A 19560-nucleotide genomic window follows, 5' to 3' on the forward strand; every position below is an offset into this window, starting at 1 on the left:
AAGCGGTAAGGCTCTGGTTTCTGATACCAGCATTCCGGGGTTCGAATCCCTGCACTCCAGCCACTTTTCAACTAACATCGTTAAGCAGTAAAAAATTTATTGGGGTGTCGCCAAGCGGTAAGGCTCTGGTTTCTGATACCAGCATTCCGGGGTTCGAATCCCTGCACCCCAGCCAATAAAACAAAAAAGCTCGCTTATGCGGGCTTTTTTGTTTTTACGTGTCCAGTACCCGGCGGGACTTATTTGCACGTGCCAACGTTTGCTCCAGGCCGGGAAAGCGCAGCGCCTCCCGGCAAAATAAAATTTAAAGACCTAATGCATACTTCAGCGCCTGACGTTTCAGGACGCCTGCACGTTCTGCGGCCATCAGGCCAATATTGCGCAGCATACGCAGTGGGGCGAGATCGTTGCTGAAGCCGGCATAAAACAGATCCATGCCGGACTGCATCAGATAGTTATCCGCCATTCTGCGGGTCTGATAGCGCTTGAGCACTGGCAGACTCGCCCATGCTTCACCGTGGCTACGCGCGCTTGCCAGCACATCCACTAATGCGTCCACGTCACGATAGCCCAGATTCACGCCCTGCCCGGCCAAAGGATGAATGGTGTGCGCCGCATCACCGACCAGAGCCAGCCCTGGCTGCACATAGCGAAGCGCATGGCGACGCGTTAACGGGAAGGCCCCGGCGGCAACGGCTTTCACTTTTCCCAGTCGCGACGGAAAAGTATGGGCGATCTCTTGTTCCAGCTGTTCCAGCGACATCGACTGAAGCTGGCGGATACGCGCAGGTGTGTCATACCACACCAGCGATGCCCAGTTGTCATACAGCGGTAAAAACGCTCGCGGTCCGTCCGGCGTAAACTGCTGCCATGTGCTGTCACCCGGCTCATTTTCACACTCGACGGTAATCAGCATGCAGGATTGCGGATACTGCCAGGCATGGACGCCGATACCCGACATCTGGCGAACCTGCGAATTCGCACCGTCGGCACCGATAACCAGCTTCGCCTGCAGTTCGCTGCCGTCCGTAAACCCAAGCGAATAGCCTTCCGTTCCGTGAAGCATCGTTTCCAGCGAAGCCGGAACTCGCAGAGTAACCTTCTCCTGCGCCTCCAGCGCGCGCCACAGCGCTAGCTGCAACACGTTATTCTCCACCATATACCCGAGTTCAGGCAGCTTCAGCTCAGAGGCATTGAACACCACATGCGCATTCTCCCATTCCCAGGTTTCCAGCTGACGATAGCGGTGCGTTCGCATCGCCTGAATGGCTTCCCAGACGCCAAGCCCGCGCAGAAGCGCCACGGAGGAGGCGCTGATAGCCGAAATGCGCACATCTGGCGGGCTTCCCGCATCAAATTCCGGCGGCGCGGCGCGTTCGATAACGGTCACGCTGAATCCCTGCTGCGCCAGTCCCAGCGCCAGCGCCCCGCCGACCATTCCGCCGCCCACGATGGCGATATCTGTAGAGTGATTGCTCATGGCTCATTGTCCTTAAAACTCAATCTCTTCAGTTTACCGGATTTTTCAGGCTTTGGGCGTAAGCTCAGTCATACTGGTCACGCTCGCCGCAAAGCATTACAATACGCACCCCTGCGTTTTCCCCGAGCAAAGCAAAGTCGATGACAAAAAAACTCCATATAAAAACCTGGGGCTGTCAGATGAACGAATACGATTCATCCAAGATGGCCGATCTGCTGGATGCCACTCACGGCTATCAACTGACTGAAAACGCGGATGAAGCCGACGTGCTGTTGCTGAACACCTGCTCAATTCGTGAGAAGGCGCAGGAAAAAGTGTTCCACCAGCTGGGGCGCTGGAAGCTTATCAAGGCGAAAAGACCTGACGTAATCATCGGCATCGGTGGCTGCGTGGCGTCTCAGGAAGGCAAGCTTATCCGCCAGCGTGCTCACTACGTTGACATCATTTTTGGCCCGCAAACCCTGCATCGCCTGCCGGAAATGATCGACACCATTCGCGGCATGCGCGATCGCCGTAAGCCAATCATCGACGTCAGCTTCCCGGAAATTGAAAAATTCGACCGCCTGCCTGAACCTCGTGCTGAGGGGCCAACCGCGTTCGTTTCCATTATGGAAGGCTGCAACAAATACTGTACCTACTGCGTCGTGCCTTATACCCGCGGCGAAGAAGTCAGCCGACCTACTGATGACATTCTGTTTGAGGTCGCTCAGCTGGCGGCCCAGGGCGTGCGTGAAATCCACCTGCTGGGGCAGAACGTTAACGCCTGGCGCGGTGAAAACTATGACGGCAGCACCGGTTCATTCTCCGAACTGCTGCGCCTGGTCGCCGCCATCGATGGTATTGACCGCCTTCGCTTCACCACCAGCCATCCGATCGAATTTACCGACGACATTATCGACGTCTATCGTGATACACCGGAGCTGGTGAGCTTCCTGCATCTTCCGGTACAAAGCGGTTCGGACCGCGTGCTGAACATGATGGGCCGCACGCATACGGTGCTGGAGTATAAAGCCATTGTCCGCAAGCTGTACGAAGCGCGGCCCGATATCCAGATAAGCTCAGACTTTATCGTCGGCTTCCCTGGCGAAACCAACGAAGACTTTGAAAAGACCATGAAGGTGATTGCCGACGTCAATATGGACGTGAGCTACAGCTTTATCTTCTCCGCACGCCCGGGTACTCCGGCGGCTGATATGGTCGACGACGTGCCGGATGAGGTTAAAAAGCAGCGCCTGTACATCCTTCAGGAACGTATCAACCAGCAGGCCATGGCCTGGAGCCGCCGTATGCTCGGCACCGTCCAGCGCATTCTGGTGGAAGGCACTTCCCGGAAAAGCATTATGGAGCTCACCGGGCGTACCGAAAACAACCGCGTGGTGAACTTTGAAGGTACGCCGGAGATGGTAGGCAAATTCGTGGATGTGGAAATCGTCGACGTCTACACCAACTCCCTGCGCGGTAAACTGGTACGCACGGAGGCGGAAATGGGGCTACGTATCGTGGAATCTCCTGAGTCCGTGATTGCCCGTACCCGCAAAGAAAATGACCTCGGCGTCGGTACCTTCCAGCCGTAATCGCCCGGCCTGCCGTGCGCGGCAGGCCCTTGCATTTCCCCGCCCTGCCCCCACATCCATGGCAATGCTTGCACCTTTAAACGCTTGCGAGAATAATTTCCTTTAAGCAGGTCCATAAAAGCCCTCCGTGGCGCCAGGTAAAAGAGGAACAGTTTGAATACAGAAACCCGTGAAATCACCCTTGAGCCGGCAGACAACGAACGCCTGCTGAGCCTGTGTGGCCCGTTTGATGACAACGTCAAGCACCTCGAACGTCGACTGGGCATCGAAATCAACCGCCGCGATAACCACTTCAAACTCACCGGTCGCGCCCTCTGCGTGAATGCAGCAGCCGATATTCTGCGCTCTCTGTATGTTGATACAGCCCCGATGCGTGGCCAGATCCAGGATATCGAACCCGAGCAGATTCATCTGGCGATTAAAGAAGCCCGCGTGCTGGAACAAAGCGCCGAGAGCGTGCCGGACTACGGCAAAGCCATCAATATCAAAACCAAGCGTGGAGTCATTAAGCCACGTACGCCAAATCAGGCGCAGTACATCGCTAATATTCTCGACCATGACATCACCTTCGGCGTAGGTCCTGCGGGAACCGGCAAAACCTACCTCGCGGTTGCCGCCGCGGTGGACGCCCTTGAGCGCCAGGAAATTCGCCGCATTCTGCTGACTCGTCCGGCGGTGGAAGCCGGTGAAAAACTTGGCTTCCTGCCAGGCGATCTGAGTCAGAAGGTGGATCCGTATCTGCGCCCGCTGTACGACGCGCTGTTCGAAATGCTCGGCTTTGAGAAAGTCGAAAAGCTGATTGAGCGCAACGTCATCGAAGTCGCCCCGCTGGCTTATATGCGTGGCCGTACGCTGAACGATGCGTTCATCATTCTGGATGAAAGCCAGAACACCACCATCGAACAGATGAAAATGTTCCTGACCCGTATCGGCTTTAACTCCAAAGCCGTGATCACCGGCGATATCACCCAGATTGACCTGCCGCGTAATATGAAATCGGGCCTGCGCCATGCCATCGAAGTGCTGGCGGAAGTGGATGAAATCAGCTTTAACTTCTTCCACAGCGAAGACGTGGTGCGCCACCCGGTGGTCGCCCGCATCGTTAACGCCTATGAAGCCTGGGAAGAAGCAGATCAAAAGCGCAGAGCTGCCGAAGCCGCAGAGCGTAAACGCGAGGCGCTGGCCGCGCAGTCTCAGGAGCAAAAATGAGTTCGGTAATTTTAGATTTACAGATAGCCACCGAAGATGAAAACGGCCTGCCGCCGGAAGCACAGTTCCAGCGCTGGCTGGATGCGACAATCCCGGCGTTTCAGGCCGAATCGGAAGTGACCATTCGCCTGGTTGATGAAGCGGAAAGCCATGAGCTCAACCTCACCTATCGCGGCAAAGACAAATCAACCAACGTGCTTTCCTTCCCGTTTGAGGCGCCGCCAGGCATTGAGATGCCGCTGCTCGGCGATCTCATCATTTGCCGCCAGGTGGTGGAACGCGAAGCTCAGGAGCAGGGTAAACCACTCGAAGCCCACTGGGCGCACATGGTGGTACACGGCAGCCTGCACCTGCTGGGTTACGATCATATTGAAGACGACGAAGCCGAAGAGATGGAAAGTCTGGAAACAGAGATAATGCTTGCTCTGAACTATGATGATCCGTACATTGCCGAGAAAGAGTAACCCCTGCGGCAGCTAACCGCTGCGAGGGAATTTTATGCTGCCAGCAGCTGAGTTTACGCGCGGCAGATGATTTCACTAACATGAGACCCCATACGACGCCATGAGCGACGACAACTCACACAGTAACGACACCTTAAACAGCAAAAAGGGATTCTTCTCCCTCTTACTGAGCCAACTGTTCCACGGCGAACCCAAAAACCGTGATGAACTCCTGGCGCTGATCCGTGATTCCGGGCAGAACGATCTTATCGATGAAGATACGCGCGACATGCTCGAAGGGGTAATGGATATCGCCGATCAGCGCGTCCGCGACATCATGATCCCCCGCTCTCAGATGGTTACCCTGAAACGCAATCAAACCCTGGACGAATGCCTCGATGTCATTATCGAGTCTGCCCACTCGCGTTTTCCGGTTATCAGCGAAGATAAAGATCACATTGAAGGGATTCTGATGGCCAAGGATCTGCTGCCGTTTATGCGCAGCGACGCCGAAGCCTTCAGCATGGAAAAAGTGTTGCGCCAGGCTGTGGTGGTGCCGGAAAGCAAGCGGGTTGACCGCATGCTGAAGGAGTTCCGCTCTCAGCGCTATCACATGGCGATTGTGATTGACGAATTTGGCGGCGTCTCGGGTCTGGTGACCATCGAAGACATCCTCGAACTTATCGTCGGCGAAATTGAAGACGAATACGATGAAGAAGACGACATCGATTTCCGTCAGCTGAGCCGTCATACCTGGACCGTTCGCGCCCTGGCATCCATTGAGGACTTCAACGAAGCCTACGGCACGCACTTCAGCGATGACGAAGTGGATACCATCGGCGGTCTGGTGATGCAGGCATTCGGGCACCTGCCTGCGCGCGGCGAATCCATTGACATTGATGGTTACCAGTTCAAAGTTGCGATGGCTGACAGCCGCCGTATCATCCAGGTACACGTCAAACTTCCGGAAGATGCGCCACAGCCCAATCTGGAAGACTAATTAACGGGACGACAACGCTAAATGGCATTTGCCTCTCTGATTGAACGCCAGCGCATTCGCCTGCTGCTGGCGCTGCTTTTTGGTGCCTGCGGAACGCTGGCTTTCTCCCCCTACGATATCTGGCCTGCGGCGATCGTTTCGCTGATGGGGCTTCAGGGGCTGACGCTCAACCGCCGTCCGCTGCAAAGCGCCTGGATTGGCTATTTCTGGGGGCTTGGGCTGTTTGGCTCCGGCATTAACTGGGTTTACGTCAGCATCGCGCAGTTCGGCGGGATGCCGGGCCCGGTGAACGTTTTCCTCGTCGTTCTGCTCGCCGCGTATCTGTCGCTTTATACCGGGCTGTTTGCCGGGATACTCTCGCGCCTGTGGCCGAAAGCAAACTGGGTGCGCGTCGCCATTGCCGCTCCGGCGGTCTGGCAACTGACTGAATTCCTGCGCGGCTGGGTGCTGACCGGTTTCCCCTGGCTACAGTTCGGCTACAGTCAGATTGACGGTCCGCTGAAAGGCCTGGCGCCGGTGATGGGCGTCGAAGCCATCAACTTCCTGCTGATGATGGTGAGCGGCCTGCTGGTGCTGGCGTTGGTCACCCGCAGCTGGCGTCCGCTGGTTGCTGCGGTGGTGCTGTTCGCTCTGCCTTTCCCGTTGCGTTATATCCAGTGGTATCAATTGCTTCCCGCCCGCACGACGGAAGTCTCGCTGGTGCAGGGTAATATTCCACAGTCGCTGAAGTGGGATGAAAAAGAGCTGATCAACACGCTCAAAATTTATCTCGATTCGACGGAAAAAGTGATGGGCAAATCACAGCTGATTATCTGGCCGGAGTCCGCTATTCCGGACCTGGAAATCAATCAGCAGCGCCTGCTCAGCATGATGGATGATATGCTGCGTGCCAAAAACAGCTCACTGATTACCGGCGTGGTAGATTCCCGTCTTAACGCGCAAAACCGTTACGATACCTACAACACTATTATCACGCTCGGCAAAGACAACCCGTACAGCTACGATTCGACCGATCGCTACAACAAAAATCATCTGGTACCGTTTGGCGAGTTTGTGCCGCTGGAATCCATCCTGCGCCCGCTCGCGCCGTTCTTCGATTTACCCATGTCGTCCTTCAGCCGTGGGCCGTACATTCAGCCACAGCTGTCGGCACATAATCTGAAGCTGACGGCGGCTATCTGCTACGAAATTATTCTCGGCGAGCAAGTACGCGATAACTTCCGACCGGATACCGATTTCCTGCTGACCATCTCTAATGACGCCTGGTTCGGTAAATCCATCGGCCCGTGGCAGCATTTCCAGATGGCGCGTATGCGTGCTCTGGAGCTGGCTCGCCCACTGCTTCGTAGCACCAACAACGGTATTACGGCTGTCATTGATCCACGCGGCGATGTACAGGCGATGATCCCGCAGTTTACTCGCGAAGTGCTGACGACTACCGTTACGCCGACCACTGGCCTGACGCCCTATGCACGCACCGGCAACTGGCCGCTGTGGATCCTGACCGCGCTGTTTGGTTTTGGTGCTCTGGTAATGAGCCTGAGACAGCGTCGAGGTAAATTGTAAAACTGTCTCTACCGGACAGTGTTTAGTGTATTCACCCTCTCCCTGTGGGAGAGGGTCGGGGCATCAGACCGCACTTTCCTTTCAAATAATCCTGCATCCACTTCTGGCACGCCAATTGCTTAATCCTTTCAGAGAATTGCGTTATCGGCGATCGTGCAACTGAGTTGCACCACCAGCCCCCACCGGTAGCACCCTTTCGGTGCATACGAGCATTTTTGCCTCAAAACGGTGCGGCGCACCTCGCAAAAGCAAACAATAATGCAGCAATATCTTTACATTAAGCCAAACTAAATGTTAACAAACTGGCTTAACACTGCACACTCAAGTGGCAGGCTATAACAACACAACACTCACACGGGTATCTGCGCGTCGCTGACGCCACGATAAGGAGTTGGATATGCAATTACGTAAACTGGCCGCGGCCATGCTGGTGATGGGAATGTCCGCGAGCGTTGTCCATGCAGAAGACGCACCTGCAGCGGGCAGCACGCTGGATAAAATTGCCAAAAATGGGGTGATCGTGGTCGGCCACCGTGAATCCTCTGTACCGTTTTCTTACTACGATAACCAGCAGAAAGTCGTTGGCTACTCTCAGGATTACTCCAACGCTATCGTTGATGCGATCAAGAAGAAACTGAACAAGCCTGATCTACAGGTCAAGCTGATCCCGGTTACGTCACAGAACCGAATCCCGCTGCTGCAGAACGGTACCTATGACTTCGAATGTGGATCCACCACCAACAACCTTGAGCGTCAGAAACAGGCGGCCTTCTCCGATACCATCTTCATCATCGGCACGCGTCTGCTGGTGAAAAAAGGTGGCCCGATTAAAGATTTCGACGATCTGAAAGGCAAAGCTGTGGTGGTGACTTCAGGTACCACATCAGAAATTTTGCTCAACAAAATGAACGACGAGAAGAAAATGGGGATGCGCATCATCAGCGCGAAAGACCACGGCGACTCCTTCCGTACCCTGGAAAGCGGCCGTGCGGTGGCGTTTATGATGGATGACGCGCTGCTGGCGGGCGAGCGTGCGAAAGCGAAGAAACCAGACAACTGGGAAATCATCGGTACGCCTCAGTCTAAAGAAGCCTATGGCTGCATGCTGCGTAAAGACGATCCGGCCTTTAAGAAGCTGATGGATGACACGATCGCACAGGCGCAAACCTCCGGTGAAGCCGCGAAATGGTTCGACAAGTGGTTCAAGCAGCCGATCCCACCGAAAAACCTGAACATGAACTTCGAACTGTCTGACGACATGAAGGCACTGTTTAAAGAACCAAACGACAAAGCTCTTAACTAATTAGAACAACGATGGGCGGGTTCGCCTGCCCTCTCGATTGCGAGGAAACACGGACAGACTCAGTGTCGGCTGGTCGTTCCCCAGCGGGCATGAAATATCAATACCCTGAATGCCGAAAAGGATAACGGGTAAAGGTTTCCTTAGCAGTCTTCGAGGGTAGCGCTGCTACCCTTTTTTTTCGGAGTGCATTTATGTCAATCGACTGGAACTGGGGTATTTTTCTGCAACAGGCCCCGTTCGGCAACACCACCTATCTCGGCTGGCTGTGGAGCGGCTTTCAGGTCACCGTGGCGCTCTCCGTCACGGCCTGGATTATCGCCTTCCTCGTTGGCTCATTGTTCGGCATTCTGCGCACCGTGCCCAACCGCTTCCTCTCCGGAATCGGCACGCTGTATGTTGAACTGTTCCGTAACGTTCCCCTGATCGTTCAGTTCTTTACCTGGTATCTGGTGATACCGGAACTGCTGCCGGAAAATATCGGCATGTGGTTTAAGTCTGAGCTCGATCCCAACATTCAGTTCTTCGTTTCGTCGATGCTCTGCCTGGGGTTGTTTACCGCGGCTCGCGTATGCGAACAGGTGCGCGCGGCGATTCAGTCGCTGCCGCGAGGACAGAAAAACGCGGCGCTGGCGATGGGGCTGACCCTGCCGCAGGCGTATCGCTACGTACTGCTGCCTAACGCCTATCGCGTGATTGTGCCACCGATGACTTCAGAGATGATGAACCTGGTGAAAAACTCGGCCATCGCCTCAACAATTGGCCTGGTGGACATGGCCGCACAGGCCGGCAAGCTGCTGGACTATTCCGCACACGCCTGGGAATCCTTCACGGCGATTACGCTGGCTTATGTCCTGATCAACGCGGTGATTATGCTGGCAATGAATCTGGTTGAACGTAAGGTTCGCCTGCCCGGCAATATGGGAGGCAAATGATGTACGATTTTGACTGGAGTTCCATCGTTCCTTCTATGCCTTATCTGCTGGCAGGCCTGGTGATTACGCTGAAGATTACGGTTACCGCCGTGGTTTTCGGCATCGTCTGGGGTACGCTGCTTGCGGTGATGCGCCTGTCGACCTTTAAGCCAGTCGCCTGGTTTGCCACCGCCTACGTGAACGTATTCCGTTCTATTCCACTGGTGATGGTGCTGCTGTGGTTTTACCTGATCGTCCCTGGTTTTCTGCAAAACGTGCTGGGCCTTTCACCAAAAACCGACATCCGCCTGGTGTCAGCGATGGTCGCCTTCTCTATGTTTGAGGCGGCCTATTATTCAGAAATTATCCGCGCCGGTATCCAGAGCGTCTCCCGCGGCCAGGGCAACGCTGCGCTGGCGCTCGGGATGACGCAGTGGCAATCAATGAAGCTCATCATTCTGCCACAGGCGTTCCGTGCGATGGTGCCGCTGCTGCTGACGCAGGGGATCGTCCTGTTCCAGGATACTTCGCTGGTTTACGTTCTGAGCCTTGCCGATTTCTTCCGTACCGCGTCCACCATTGGCGAACGTGACGGTACCCAGGTTGAGATGATCCTGTTCGCCGGGGCCGTCTATTTTGTTATCAGCTTAAGCGCCTCGCTGTTGGTCAGCTATTTGAAGAAAAGGACCGTGTAATGATTTCCCTGAAAAATGTTTCGAAATGGTATGGCCACTTTCAGGTGCTGACCGACTGCTCCACGGAAGTGAAAAAAGGTGAAGTGGTGGTGGTTTGCGGCCCCTCAGGCTCTGGTAAATCCACGCTTATCAAAACCGTGAACGGCCTTGAGCCTGTACAACAGGGTGAGATCCTGGTGAACGGCACGCAGGTAAATAACAAGAAAACGGATCTGGCTAAGCTGCGTTCGCACGTCGGCATGGTATTCCAGCATTTCGAGCTGTTCCCGCACCTGTCGATCATCGAAAACCTGACGCTGGCGCAGGTCAAAGTGCTCAAGCGCGATAAAGCCGCCGCCCGCACTAAAGGCCTGAAGCTGCTGGAACGCGTTGGTCTTTCTGCTCACGCCGATAAGTTCCCGGCACAGCTTTCCGGCGGCCAACAGCAGCGTGTGGCGATCGCCCGTGCGCTGTGCATGGATCCTGTCGCTATGCTGTTTGACGAACCCACCTCTGCGCTCGATCCTGAGATGATCAACGAAGTGCTGGACGTCATGGTCGAACTGGCGCACGAAGGAATGACGATGATGGTGGTAACCCACGAAATGGGCTTCGCCCGCAAAGTGGCAAACCGCGTCATCTTTATGGATGAAGGTAAAATCGTCGAAGATTCTGACAAAGATGATTTCTTCGATAATCCGAAGTCGGACCGCGCGAAAGATTTTCTGGCTAAGATACTGCATTAAAAACCTGCCGGACGGCACGCTGTTTGTCCGGCCTACGAGTTTATTTTGTAGGCCGGGTAAGCGTAGCGCTACCCGGCTTCACAGCGCCATCGTTCTCAAGGCTCAAAGGCCTTCCGCTGGAACTGGTCATGACCGCATTTCGGGCACAGCGGTAGCACATCCGGCGAGTAAACAGCGAGGTGGAAATGGCATTTCTCGCAGACCAGATTCCCCAGCCCGACCACTTCTCCGCTGTGATAAACGCCATGATGATTCAGGTCCTGGAACACTTCTCGCCACTCAAGCTGCGTTTTGTCGGTGATATCCGCCAGTTCCTGCCAGATACTCTCCTTAATCACCCGCAGGAACACGCTGTCCTTCACTTCATCCTGGCTTTCGTTATAGCTAACCGCAAACTCCTCCAGATCGCGGCGGACGGCCCGGGTCAGCTCGTCAATTTCTGTTCGCGTTAACTCCCCGGTCTGGCTGACTCGCGCTCTTGCCTGCTCAACCAGCGCGTCAATATCGCGCTCTCCGTTACGCAGCCGCTCGGTCAGCGCCGTCACCAGTTCACGATAATATTGAGCAACCTTGTTCATTGTTTCATCTCCCGGACGGTTAACGTCCTCTAATGATAGACCTTATTTCCCGGAAGCTTTGTCAGCTACGCCACAGACCCGGTAAATAAACGCAAGGCCGGAGTGTGTGAAAGGCTGTTTTGACGTGCCCGTTTGGGCTATGCTATGCGGATCTGAATGACCACATCCATTGGCTACGTTTGTAGCTGTATTGAAAACAGGACCACTGGCTGCCATGCAAGAGCAATACCGCCCGGAAGAGATAGAATCGAAAGTCCAGCAACACTGGGACGAAAAGCGCACGTTTGAAGTGACCGAAGACAACAGTAAAGAGAAATACTACTGCCTGTCGATGCTCCCCTATCCTTCTGGCCGACTACACATGGGCCACGTGCGTAACTACACCATCGGTGATGTGATTGCCCGCTACCAGCGTATGCTGGGTAAAAACGTGCTTCAGCCAATCGGCTGGGATGCGTTCGGCCTGCCGGCTGAAGGTGCCGCGGTGAAAAACAACACCGCGCCAGCTCCATGGACGTACGACAACATCGCGTACATGAAAAACCAGCTCAAAATGCTGGGCTTTGGCTATGACTGGAGCCGCGAGCTGGCAACCTGCACCCCGGAATATTACCGCTGGGAGCAGAAGTTCTTCACCGAGCTCTATAAAAAAGGTCTGGTGTACAAAAAAACCTCCGCCGTTAACTGGTGCCCGAACGACCAGACCGTTCTCGCGAACGAGCAGGTTATCGACGGCTGCTGCTGGCGCTGCGACACCAAAGTTGAGCGTAAAGAGATCCCACAGTGGTTCATCAAAATCACGGCCTATGCCGATGAACTGCTGAACGATCTGGACAAAATGGATCAGTGGCCTGACACGGTGAAAACCATGCAGCGCAACTGGATCGGCCGTTCCGAAGGTGTGGAAATCTCCTTTGACGTAGCGGATTACGCGGACAAACTGACCGTGTACACCACCCGTCCGGACACCTTCATGGGCTGCACCTACCTGGCTGTGGCGGCGGGTCATCCGCTGGCACAGCAGGCAGCGGCAAACAATCCGGCGCTGGCGTCCTTCATCGATGAGTGCCGCAACACCAAGGTTGCCGAAGCAGACATGGCGACCATGGAGAAGAAAGGCGTCGACACTGGCTTCAAAGCGATTCACCCGCTGACCGGCGAAGCCATCCCGGTCTGGGCCGCTAACTTTGTGCTGATGGAGTACGGCACAGGCGCCGTGATGGCCGTTCCGGGCCACGATCAGCGCGACTATGAATTTGCGAGCAAATACGGCCTGAACATCAAGCCGGTTATCCTCGCAGCCGACGGCTCCGAGCCCGATCTGTCTGAACAAGCGCTGACCGAAAAAGGCACGCTGTTCAACTCAGGTGAATTCAACGGTCTGAGCTACGAAGCAGGCTTCAACGCCATCGCCGATAAGCTCGCAGCAATGGGCGTGGGTGAGCGTAAAGTCAACTTCCGCCTGCGCGACTGGGGTGTGTCCCGTCAGCGCTACTGGGGCGCGCCAATCCCAATGGTGACCCTGGAAGACGGCACCGTGATGCCAACGCCTGAAGATCAACTGCCGGTTATCCTGCCGGAAGACGTGGTCATGGACGGTATCACCAGCCCAATTAAAGCCGATCCTGAGTGGGCGAAAACCACCGTCAACGGCCAGCCTGCGCTGCGCGAAACTGATACCTTCGACACCTTCATGGAGTCCTCCTGGTACTACGCACGCTACACCTGCCCGGACTACCAGGAAGGCATGCTGGATTCCGATGCCGCAAACTACTGGCTGCCAGTTGATATCTACATTGGCGGTATTGAACACGCCATCATGCACCTGCTCTACTTCCGCTTCTTCCACAAGCTGATGCGTGATGCGGGCATGGTGAACTCTGACGAGCCAGCCAAACAGCTGCTGTGTCAGGGCATGGTGCTGGCTGATGCGTTCTACTATGTCGGCGAAAACGGCGAGCGCAACTGGGTTTCTCCGGTTGATGCAATTGTTGAGCGCGACGACAAAGGCCGTATTGTTAAGGCGAAAGACGCCGAAGGTCATGAGCTGGTGTATACCGGCATGAGCAAGATGTCCAAGTCCAAAAACAACGGCATCGATCCGCAGGTTATGGTTGAGCGCTATGGCGCAGACACCGTGCGTCTGTTCATGATGTTCGCTTCACCAGCAGATATGACGCTCGAGTGGCAGGAATCCGGCGTGGAAGGTGCAAACCGCTTCCTGAAACGCGTCTGGAAACTGGTTTACGAGCACACCTCTAAAGGCCCGGTTGCCGCGCTGAACGTCGATGCGTTGAGCGAAGATCAGCAGGCGCTGCGTCGTGACATTCACAAGACTATCGCCAAAGTAACCGATGATATCGGTCGTCGTCAGACCTTTAACACCGCTATCGCGGCGATTATGGAGCTGATGAACAAGCTGGCGAAAGCCCCGGCTGAAGGTGAGCAGGATCGCACTCTGATGCAGGAAGCGCTGCTGGCCGTCGTGCGCATGCTCAACCCGTTCACACCGCACGTCAGCTTCACCCTGTGGCAGATCCTCAGCGGCGAAGGCGATGTGGACAATGCACCGTGGCCGGTCGCAGACGAAAAAGCGATGGTGGAAAACACCACGCTCGTCGTGGTACAGGTTAACGGTAAAGTCCGCGGTAAAGTCACCGTGCCGGTGGATGCAACGGAAGAACAGGTTCGTGAACGTGCAGGCCAGGAACCTCTGGTCGCAAAATATCTGGACGGCGTGACCGTGCGTAAAGTCATTTACGTACCGGGCAAACTGCTCAACCTGGTCGTTGGCTAAGCGCGGGAGGAAGCGTGCGATTTCTGACAACGTTAGTGGTAACTCTTGCGGTGCTGGTCACCGCAGGCTGTGGCTGGCATCTGCGTAGTACCACGCAGGTGCCGGACAACATGAAAAAGATGATCTTTGTCTCAAGCGATCCTAACGGTCCGCTGAGTCGTTCAGTCCGTAACCAGCTTCGTCTGAACGGCATTGAGATCGTTGAAGGTAGCTCCATACGTCAGGACATTCCGTCCCTGCGTCTGGGCGGTGCGTCTATCGGCAAAGATACCGCATCGGTATTCCAGAACGGTCAGACGGCAGAATACCAGATGGTGATGACCGTCAGGGCCAGCGTGCTGATCCCGGGCCACGATATCTATCCAATCAGCACTAAGGTCTATCGTTCGTTCTTCGATAACCCGCAAAAGGCGCTGGCGAAAGATTCCGAGCAGGACATCATCATTCAGGAAATGTATGACAAAGCCGCTCAACAGCTGATTCGTAAGCTGCCAAGCATCAAAGTGGCGGATGCTGAAGCCACTAAAGAGGAAGAGCAGTCAGCCGCCAGCAGCACCGCGGCTCCTGACTCCACTCGCGTCTCCACCACGCTGGGTAACTGATGATTCGGTTGTACCCGGAACAACTCCGCGCGCAGATCTCTGAAGGACTGCGCGCGGCGTATCTTCTCCTCGGTAACGATCCCCTTCTGCTTCAGGAAAGCCAGGACGCCATCCGCCACGCGGCGGCTACGCAGGGCTTTGATGAACACCATACCGTTTCCATCGATACCAGCACGGACTGGAATGCGCTGTTTTCCCTGAGCCAGGAACGTAGCCTGTTTGCCAGCCGTCAGACGCTGATGCTCATCCTGCCGGAAAACGGCCCCAACGCCGCGATTAACGAGCAGCTTACCGCGCTGACAGGACGGCTCCACGACGACCTGTTGCTGATCGTTCGCGGTAATAAGCTGACCAAAGCGCAGGAAAACGCCGCCTGGTACAGTGCGCTGTCTGAACGCTCAGTGCAGGTTTCCTGCCAGACGCCGGAACAGGCGCAGCTGCCTCGCTGGCTGGCGGCTCGTGCTAAGCAGCACAATCTTCAGCTTGATGAGGCCGCAAGCCAGCTGCTCTGCTACTGCTATGAAGGCAATCTGCTGGCACTGGCTCAGGCGCTTGAGCGCCTGGCGCTGCTGTGGCCTGACGGCAAGCTTACGCTGCCGCGCGTTGAGCAGGCGGTAAACGACGCCGCCCATTTCACGCCGTTCCACTGGCTTGATGCGCTGTTAGCCGGAAAAAGTAAGCGTGCGCTGCACATTCTTCAGCAGCTTCGTCAGGAAGGCTGCGAACCGGTGATCCTGCTGCGCACCCTCCAGCGTGAGCTTTTGTTGCTGGTGAATATGAAACGTCAGTCGGTTTCCACGCCGCTTCGCACGCTGTTTGATAAGCACCGCGTCTGGCAGAACCGTCGTCCCCTGTTTACGGAAGCGCTGAACCGCCTGAGCCAGGAACAGCTGCGCCATGCGGTTGCTCTGCTGGCACGCACCGAGCTGACGCTCAAGCAGGATTACGGCCAGTCAGTCTGGGCCGAACTTGACGGCCTGTCGCTGCTGCTGTGCCACAAAAACCTGCCCGACGTTTTCTTCGAAGGATAATATGACGGCGTTAAAGGCGCTTTACGGCGGCACATTCGATCCCGTTCACTACGGACACCTCAAACCGGTTGAGATTCTGGCAAATCTCATTGGTCTGTCCCGCGTGATAATCATGCCGAACAACGTCCCTCCCCATCGCCCTCAGCCGGAAGCGACCAGTACTCAGCGCAAACACATGCTGGAACTGGCGATTGCGGACAAGCCGCTGTTTGAACTCGATGAACGGGAGCTTAATCGTGATACACCCTCGTACACGTCAGAGACGCTAAAAGAGTGGCGTCTGGAACAGGGGACTGTGCAGCCATTAGCCTTTATCATCGGCCAGGATTCGCTGCTCAATTTTCCCTCCTGGCACGACTATGAAAGCATTCTGGAAAACGCACACCTGCTGGTGTGCCGCCGCCCAGGCTACCCGATGACGATGAAAGAGGAGGCGCATCAGCAGTGGCTAGAACGCCACCTCACTCACCACGCTGACGATCTGCACCACACACCTGCCGGAAAAATTTACCTCGCGGAAACGCCGTGGTTTGATATTTCCGCGACGCTCATTCGCGAACGTTTACAGCACGGTGAATCCTGCGCGCAGATGCTGCCTCAGGCCGTGCTCGACTACATCAATCAACAGGGACTGTACCGATAACGCTCGCGAAATATCCGTAATCGATACGAATGTTCCATTTTCTTTACTGACGCCCCTCCAGACCATTGAACACCCCCTGACAGGCTGCTATTCTCCGCAGCCTGACTCATCCCACCCCGCTGATTTACAGAAATTGTTTTACAAAAATGGCGATGCAATCATGGCCATGGGATGGGATGATAGCCCGCCGGTTATGTCCGGCTGGCGACATTTGTCCGACTTCGTCCTGGTTTCAGGTATACTTACGGGCTGTTTATCTTTTTTATCACCTGACCAGGGGGAAACTTGCAGGGTAAAGCACTTCAGGATTTTGTTATCGACAAAATCGACGATCTTAAAGGCCAGGATATCGTGGCTATCGATGTTCACGGCAAATCCAGCATCACCGACTGCATGATCATTTGTACCGGTACTTCCACCCGCCATGTGATGTCTATTGCAGACCACGTCGTTCAGGAATCCCGCGCTGCTGGCATGCTGCCGCTGGGCGTTGAAGGCGAAAACGTCGCCGACTGGGTTGTGGTTGATCTGGGTGACGTCATCGTCCACGTGATGCAGGAAGAGAGCCGTCGCCTGTACGAACTGGAAAAACTCTGGGGTTAATGCGTGAAGCTGCAGCTGATTGCCGTGGGCACAAAAATGCCGGACTGGGTTCAGACCGGGTTCACGGAGTACCTGCGCCGCTTTCCCAAAGATATGCCGTTCGAGCTGGTGGAAATTCCCGCCGGTAAGCGTGGCAAGAATGCCGATATCAAACGCATTCTGGAGAAAGAAGGTGAGCTGATGCTGGCGGCGGCGGGTAAGAACCGCATTGTCACGCTGGATATTCCAGGCCGCCCATGGGACACCCCTCAGCTTGCTCAGGAACTCGAGCGCTGGAAGCAGGATGGCCGTGACGTGAGCCTGCTTATCGGGGGTCCGGAAGGCTTATCGCCCGCCTGTAAAGCCGCAGCAGAACAAAGTTGGTCCCTCTCCGCGCTGACGCTCCCTCACCCGCTTGTTCGGGTACTGGTCGCCGAAAGCCTGTACCGGGCGTGGAGCATTACCACCAACCACCCTTACCACCGCGAGTAATGATGACCAGGTTAGATTAAGCAGCGGATGAAATTACAGAATTCTTTTCGCGATTACACGGCTGAGTCCGCGCTGTTTGTGCGCCGGGCGGTAATCGCTTTTCTTGGGATTTTAGCACTCAGCGGCGTGCTGGTGTTTAACCTCTATAATCTGCAAATTGTCCGTTTCACTGACTATCAAACCCGCTCTAACGAAAACCGCATCAAGCTGGTGCCCATCCCGCCCAGCCGCGGCATCATTTACGATCGCAACGGCACGCCGCTGGCGCTGAACCGCACCATTTATCAGCTGGAGCTGATGCCGGAGAAGGTCGATAACCTGCAGCAGACGCTGAACGATCTGCGCAGCGTCGTTGATCTCACCGACGACGACATCGCCAACTTCAAGAAAGAGCGAGCCCGTTCGCACCGCTTCACCTCGATTCCGGTCAAGGTAAACCTGACCGAAGTGCAGGTCGCCCGCTTCGCCGTCAACCAGTACCGCTTCCCCGGCGTGGAAGTAAAAGGTTATAAGCGCCGCTACTACCCGTATGGTTCGGCACTAACGCACGTCATCGGCTATGTGTCGAAAATTAACGATAAAGATGTCGACCGCCTCGATAAAGAAGGCAAGCTCGCCAACTATGCCGCCACGCACGATATCGGCAAGCTGGGTATTGAGCGCTATTACGAAGACGTGCTGCACGGCCAGACGGGCTATGAAGAAGTCGAAGTCAACAACCGCGGCCGCGTGATTCGCCAGTTGAAAGAAGTGCCGCCGCAGGCCGGGCACGATATCTACCTGACCCTCGATTTGAAGCTGCAGCAGTATATCGAAACGCTGCTGGCCGGGAGCCGCGCCGCCGTTGTCGTGACCGATCCGCGTTCCGGCGGCATCCTCGCGCTGGTCTCCATGCCAAGCTACGACCCGAACCTGTTTGTGGATGGGATCTCCAGCAAGGATTACTCTTCTCTGCTGAACGACCCGAATACGCCGCTGGTGAACCGCGCCACCCAGGGCGTTTACCCGCCAGCGTCAACGGTTAAGCCTTACGTCTCCGTTTCTGCCCTGAGCGCAGGCGTGATCACCCGTAATACAGGCCTGTTCGATCCGGGCTGGTGGCAGCTACCGGGCTCCGATAAACGCTATCGTGACTGGAAAAAATGGGGCCACGGCCACCTGAACGTCACCAAAGCGCTGGAAGAATCTGCCGACACCTTCTTCTACCAGGTCGCCTACGACATGGGTATCGACCGCCTGTCTGAGTGGATGGGCAAATTTGGCTACGGCCATTACACCGGCATTGACCTCTCCGAAGAGCGCTCCGGGAATATGCCAACCCGTGAATGGAAGCTGAAACGCTTTAAAAAACCGTGGTATCAGGGTGACACCATTCCGGTAGGTATCGGCCAGGGTTACTGGACGGCGACGCCGATTCAGATGAGTAAAGCGCTGATGATCCTGATTAACGACGGTGTGGTGAAAGTGCCGCACCTGCTGATGAGCACTACCGAGGAAGGGAAGCAGGTGCCGTGGCAGCAGCCGCAGGAAACGCCCGTCGGCGACATTCACTCCGGCTTCTGGGAAATTGCCAAAGACGGAATGTATGGCGTTGCTAACCGCCCTAACGGGACGGCGCACAAATACTTCGCGGGCGCACCTTACAAAGTCGCGGCCAAGTCCGGTACTGCCCAGGTCTTTGGCCTGAAAGCAAACGAAACCTATAACGCGCACCGCATTGCGGAACGCCTGCGTGACCATAAGCTGATGACGGCGTTTGCCCCATACGACAGCCCGAAAGTCGCCGTCGCCATCATCCTCGAGAACGGCGGCGCGGGCCCGGCAGTCGGGACGTTAATGCGCCAGATCCTCGATCACATCATGCTTGGTGATAACAATACCGTACTGCCGTCGGAAAACCCGGCAGCCGCCGCGGCGGAGGACCAATAA

18 protein-coding genes and 1 tRNA gene are annotated in these 19560 nt (G+C 55.7%); 17 read left to right on the top strand and 2 right to left on the bottom strand.

Annotation, left to right across the window (positions count from 1 at the left end; translation table 11 throughout):
- The first annotated feature begins 100 nt into the window (after nt 1–100).
- Nucleotides 101–175 (top strand) — tRNA-Gln (locus RTU33_RS00005).
- Nucleotides 176–304: 129 nt separating this feature from the next.
- Here the strand turns inward: RTU33_RS00005 and ubiF are convergent.
- Nucleotides 305–1480 carry a 3-demethoxyubiquinol 3-hydroxylase gene (gene ubiF, locus RTU33_RS00010; protein WP_312624445.1) on the bottom strand — a complete coding sequence of 392 codons (1176 nt, stop codon included), beginning with the start codon at nt 1478–1480 and terminating at the stop codon, nt 305–307.
- A gap of 140 nt (nt 1481–1620) precedes the next feature.
- Between ubiF and miaB the strand changes: the two genes are divergently transcribed.
- The 9 genes from miaB (at nt 1621) to RTU33_RS00055 (ending at nt 10906) form a co-directional block, all read left to right on the top strand.
- Entirely contained in the window at nt 1621–3054 is a 1434-nt protein-coding gene (gene miaB, locus RTU33_RS00015) for a tRNA (N6-isopentenyl adenosine(37)-C2)-methylthiotransferase MiaB (RefSeq protein WP_312624446.1), read from the top strand.
- A 153-nt stretch (nt 3055–3207) separates the two neighbouring features.
- Complete coding sequence (locus RTU33_RS00020; RefSeq protein ID WP_312624447.1) at nt 3208–4263, top strand: PhoH family protein; 1056 nt, start codon at nt 3208–3210, stop codon at nt 4261–4263.
- On the top strand, nt 4260–4727 hold the full coding sequence (ybeY, locus tag RTU33_RS00025; protein WP_312624448.1) for an rRNA maturation RNase YbeY: 468 nt from the start codon (nt 4260–4262) through the stop codon (nt 4725–4727). The genes RTU33_RS00020 and ybeY overlap by 4 nt, the downstream gene beginning before the upstream one ends.
- A gap of 100 nt (nt 4728–4827) precedes the next feature.
- Nucleotides 4828–5706 carry a CNNM family magnesium/cobalt transport protein CorC gene (gene corC, locus RTU33_RS00030; RefSeq protein ID WP_312624449.1) on the top strand — a complete coding sequence of 293 codons (879 nt, stop codon included), beginning with the start codon at nt 4828–4830 and terminating at the stop codon, nt 5704–5706.
- Between the two features lie 21 nt (nt 5707–5727).
- Nucleotides 5728–7272, top strand: a complete 1545-nt coding sequence (lnt, locus tag RTU33_RS00035) for an apolipoprotein N-acyltransferase (protein ID WP_312624452.1) — start codon at nt 5728–5730, stop codon at nt 7270–7272.
- 397 nt (nt 7273–7669) lie between these two features.
- On the top strand, nt 7670–8575 hold the full coding sequence (locus RTU33_RS00040) for an amino acid ABC transporter substrate-binding protein (protein WP_312624454.1): 906 nt from the start codon (nt 7670–7672) through the stop codon (nt 8573–8575).
- 191 nt (nt 8576–8766) lie between these two features.
- Nucleotides 8767–9507 carry a glutamate/aspartate ABC transporter permease GltJ gene (gltJ, locus tag RTU33_RS00045; RefSeq protein WP_312624455.1) on the top strand — a complete coding sequence of 247 codons (741 nt, stop codon included), beginning with the start codon at nt 8767–8769 and terminating at the stop codon, nt 9505–9507.
- Entirely contained in the window at nt 9507–10181 is a 675-nt protein-coding gene (gene gltK, locus RTU33_RS00050) for a glutamate/aspartate ABC transporter permease GltK (RefSeq protein WP_312624898.1), read from the top strand. Before gltJ ends, gltK begins: the two co-directional genes overlap by 1 nt.
- A complete protein-coding gene (locus RTU33_RS00055) occupies nt 10181–10906 on the top strand; it encodes an amino acid ABC transporter ATP-binding protein (protein ID WP_312624456.1) in 726 nt (241 codons plus the stop codon). Before gltK ends, RTU33_RS00055 begins: the two co-directional genes overlap by 1 nt.
- A 95-nt stretch (nt 10907–11001) precedes the next feature.
- On the opposite strand, the gene RTU33_RS00060 is transcribed toward RTU33_RS00055, so the two are convergent.
- Entirely contained in the window at nt 11002–11484 is a 483-nt protein-coding gene (locus RTU33_RS00060) for a zinc ribbon-containing protein (RefSeq protein WP_312624457.1), read from the bottom strand.
- A 214-nt stretch (nt 11485–11698) separates the two neighbouring features.
- Between RTU33_RS00060 and leuS the strand changes: the two genes are divergently transcribed.
- From leuS to mrdA, 7 genes are all read left to right on the top strand, one after another.
- Nucleotides 11699–14281 (top strand): leucine--tRNA ligase, encoded by a 2583-nt coding sequence (leuS, locus tag RTU33_RS00065; RefSeq protein ID WP_312624458.1) that lies wholly within the window; start codon nt 11699–11701, stop codon nt 14279–14281.
- A gap of 14 nt (nt 14282–14295) precedes the next feature.
- The gene (lptE, locus tag RTU33_RS00070; RefSeq protein ID WP_312624459.1) at nt 14296–14883 is read left to right on the top strand and encodes an LPS assembly lipoprotein LptE; all 588 of its coding nucleotides are present in this window, start codon (nt 14296–14298) and stop codon (nt 14881–14883) included.
- Nucleotides 14883–15914, top strand: coding sequence for a DNA polymerase III subunit delta (gene holA, locus RTU33_RS00075; protein ID WP_312624461.1), 1032 nt, complete (start codon nt 14883–14885; stop codon nt 15912–15914). The genes lptE and holA overlap by 1 nt, the downstream gene beginning before the upstream one ends.
- Nucleotide 15915: 1 nt before the next feature.
- Nucleotides 15916–16557 (top strand): nicotinate-nucleotide adenylyltransferase, encoded by a 642-nt coding sequence (gene nadD / locus RTU33_RS00080; RefSeq protein WP_312624463.1) that lies wholly within the window; start codon nt 15916–15918, stop codon nt 16555–16557.
- A gap of 285 nt (nt 16558–16842) precedes the next feature.
- Nucleotides 16843–17160 carry a ribosome silencing factor gene (gene rsfS / locus RTU33_RS00085; RefSeq protein WP_312624465.1) on the top strand — a complete coding sequence of 106 codons (318 nt, stop codon included), beginning with the start codon at nt 16843–16845 and terminating at the stop codon, nt 17158–17160.
- Between the two features lie 3 nt (nt 17161–17163).
- The gene (gene rlmH, locus RTU33_RS00090) at nt 17164–17631 is read left to right on the top strand and encodes a 23S rRNA (pseudouridine(1915)-N(3))-methyltransferase RlmH (RefSeq protein ID WP_312624466.1); all 468 of its coding nucleotides are present in this window, start codon (nt 17164–17166) and stop codon (nt 17629–17631) included.
- A 27-nt stretch (nt 17632–17658) separates the two neighbouring features.
- Entirely contained in the window at nt 17659–19560 is a 1902-nt protein-coding gene (mrdA, locus tag RTU33_RS00095; protein WP_312624467.1) for a peptidoglycan DD-transpeptidase MrdA, read from the top strand.

The sequence above is a fragment of the Scandinavium sp. genome, assembly GCF_032012665.1.
Lineage (GTDB): Bacteria > Pseudomonadota > Gammaproteobacteria > Enterobacterales > Enterobacteriaceae > Scandinavium.

What these genes read in the sequence shown, in the direction of transcription:
- ubiF (WP_312624445.1), bottom strand. Translation starts at nt 1,480, where the DNA reads ATGAGCAATCACTCTACAGATATCGCCATCGTGGGCGGCGGAATGGTC.
- miaB (WP_312624446.1), top strand. Translation starts at nt 1,621, where the DNA reads ATGACAAAAAAACTCCATATAAAAACCTGGGGCTGTCAGATGAACGAA.
- ybeY (WP_312624448.1), top strand. Translation starts at nt 4,260, where the DNA reads ATGAGTTCGGTAATTTTAGATTTACAGATAGCCACCGAAGATGAAAAC.
- corC (WP_312624449.1), top strand. Translation starts at nt 4,828, where the DNA reads ATGAGCGACGACAACTCACACAGTAACGACACCTTAAACAGCAAAAAG.
- lnt (WP_312624452.1), top strand. Translation starts at nt 5,728, where the DNA reads ATGGCATTTGCCTCTCTGATTGAACGCCAGCGCATTCGCCTGCTGCTG.
- RTU33_RS00040 (WP_312624454.1), top strand. Translation starts at nt 7,670, where the DNA reads ATGCAATTACGTAAACTGGCCGCGGCCATGCTGGTGATGGGAATGTCC.
- gltJ (WP_312624455.1), top strand. Translation starts at nt 8,767, where the DNA reads ATGTCAATCGACTGGAACTGGGGTATTTTTCTGCAACAGGCCCCGTTC.
- gltK (WP_312624898.1), top strand. Translation starts at nt 9,507, where the DNA reads ATGTACGATTTTGACTGGAGTTCCATCGTTCCTTCTATGCCTTATCTG.
- RTU33_RS00055 (WP_312624456.1), top strand. Translation starts at nt 10,181, where the DNA reads ATGATTTCCCTGAAAAATGTTTCGAAATGGTATGGCCACTTTCAGGTG.
- RTU33_RS00060 (WP_312624457.1), bottom strand. Translation starts at nt 11,484, where the DNA reads ATGAACAAGGTTGCTCAATATTATCGTGAACTGGTGACGGCGCTGACC.
- leuS (WP_312624458.1), top strand. Translation starts at nt 11,699, where the DNA reads ATGCAAGAGCAATACCGCCCGGAAGAGATAGAATCGAAAGTCCAGCAA.
- holA (WP_312624461.1), top strand. Translation starts at nt 14,883, where the DNA reads ATGATTCGGTTGTACCCGGAACAACTCCGCGCGCAGATCTCTGAAGGA.
- nadD (WP_312624463.1), top strand. Translation starts at nt 15,916, where the DNA reads ATGACGGCGTTAAAGGCGCTTTACGGCGGCACATTCGATCCCGTTCAC.
- mrdA (WP_312624467.1), top strand. Translation starts at nt 17,659, where the DNA reads ATGAAATTACAGAATTCTTTTCGCGATTACACGGCTGAGTCCGCGCTG.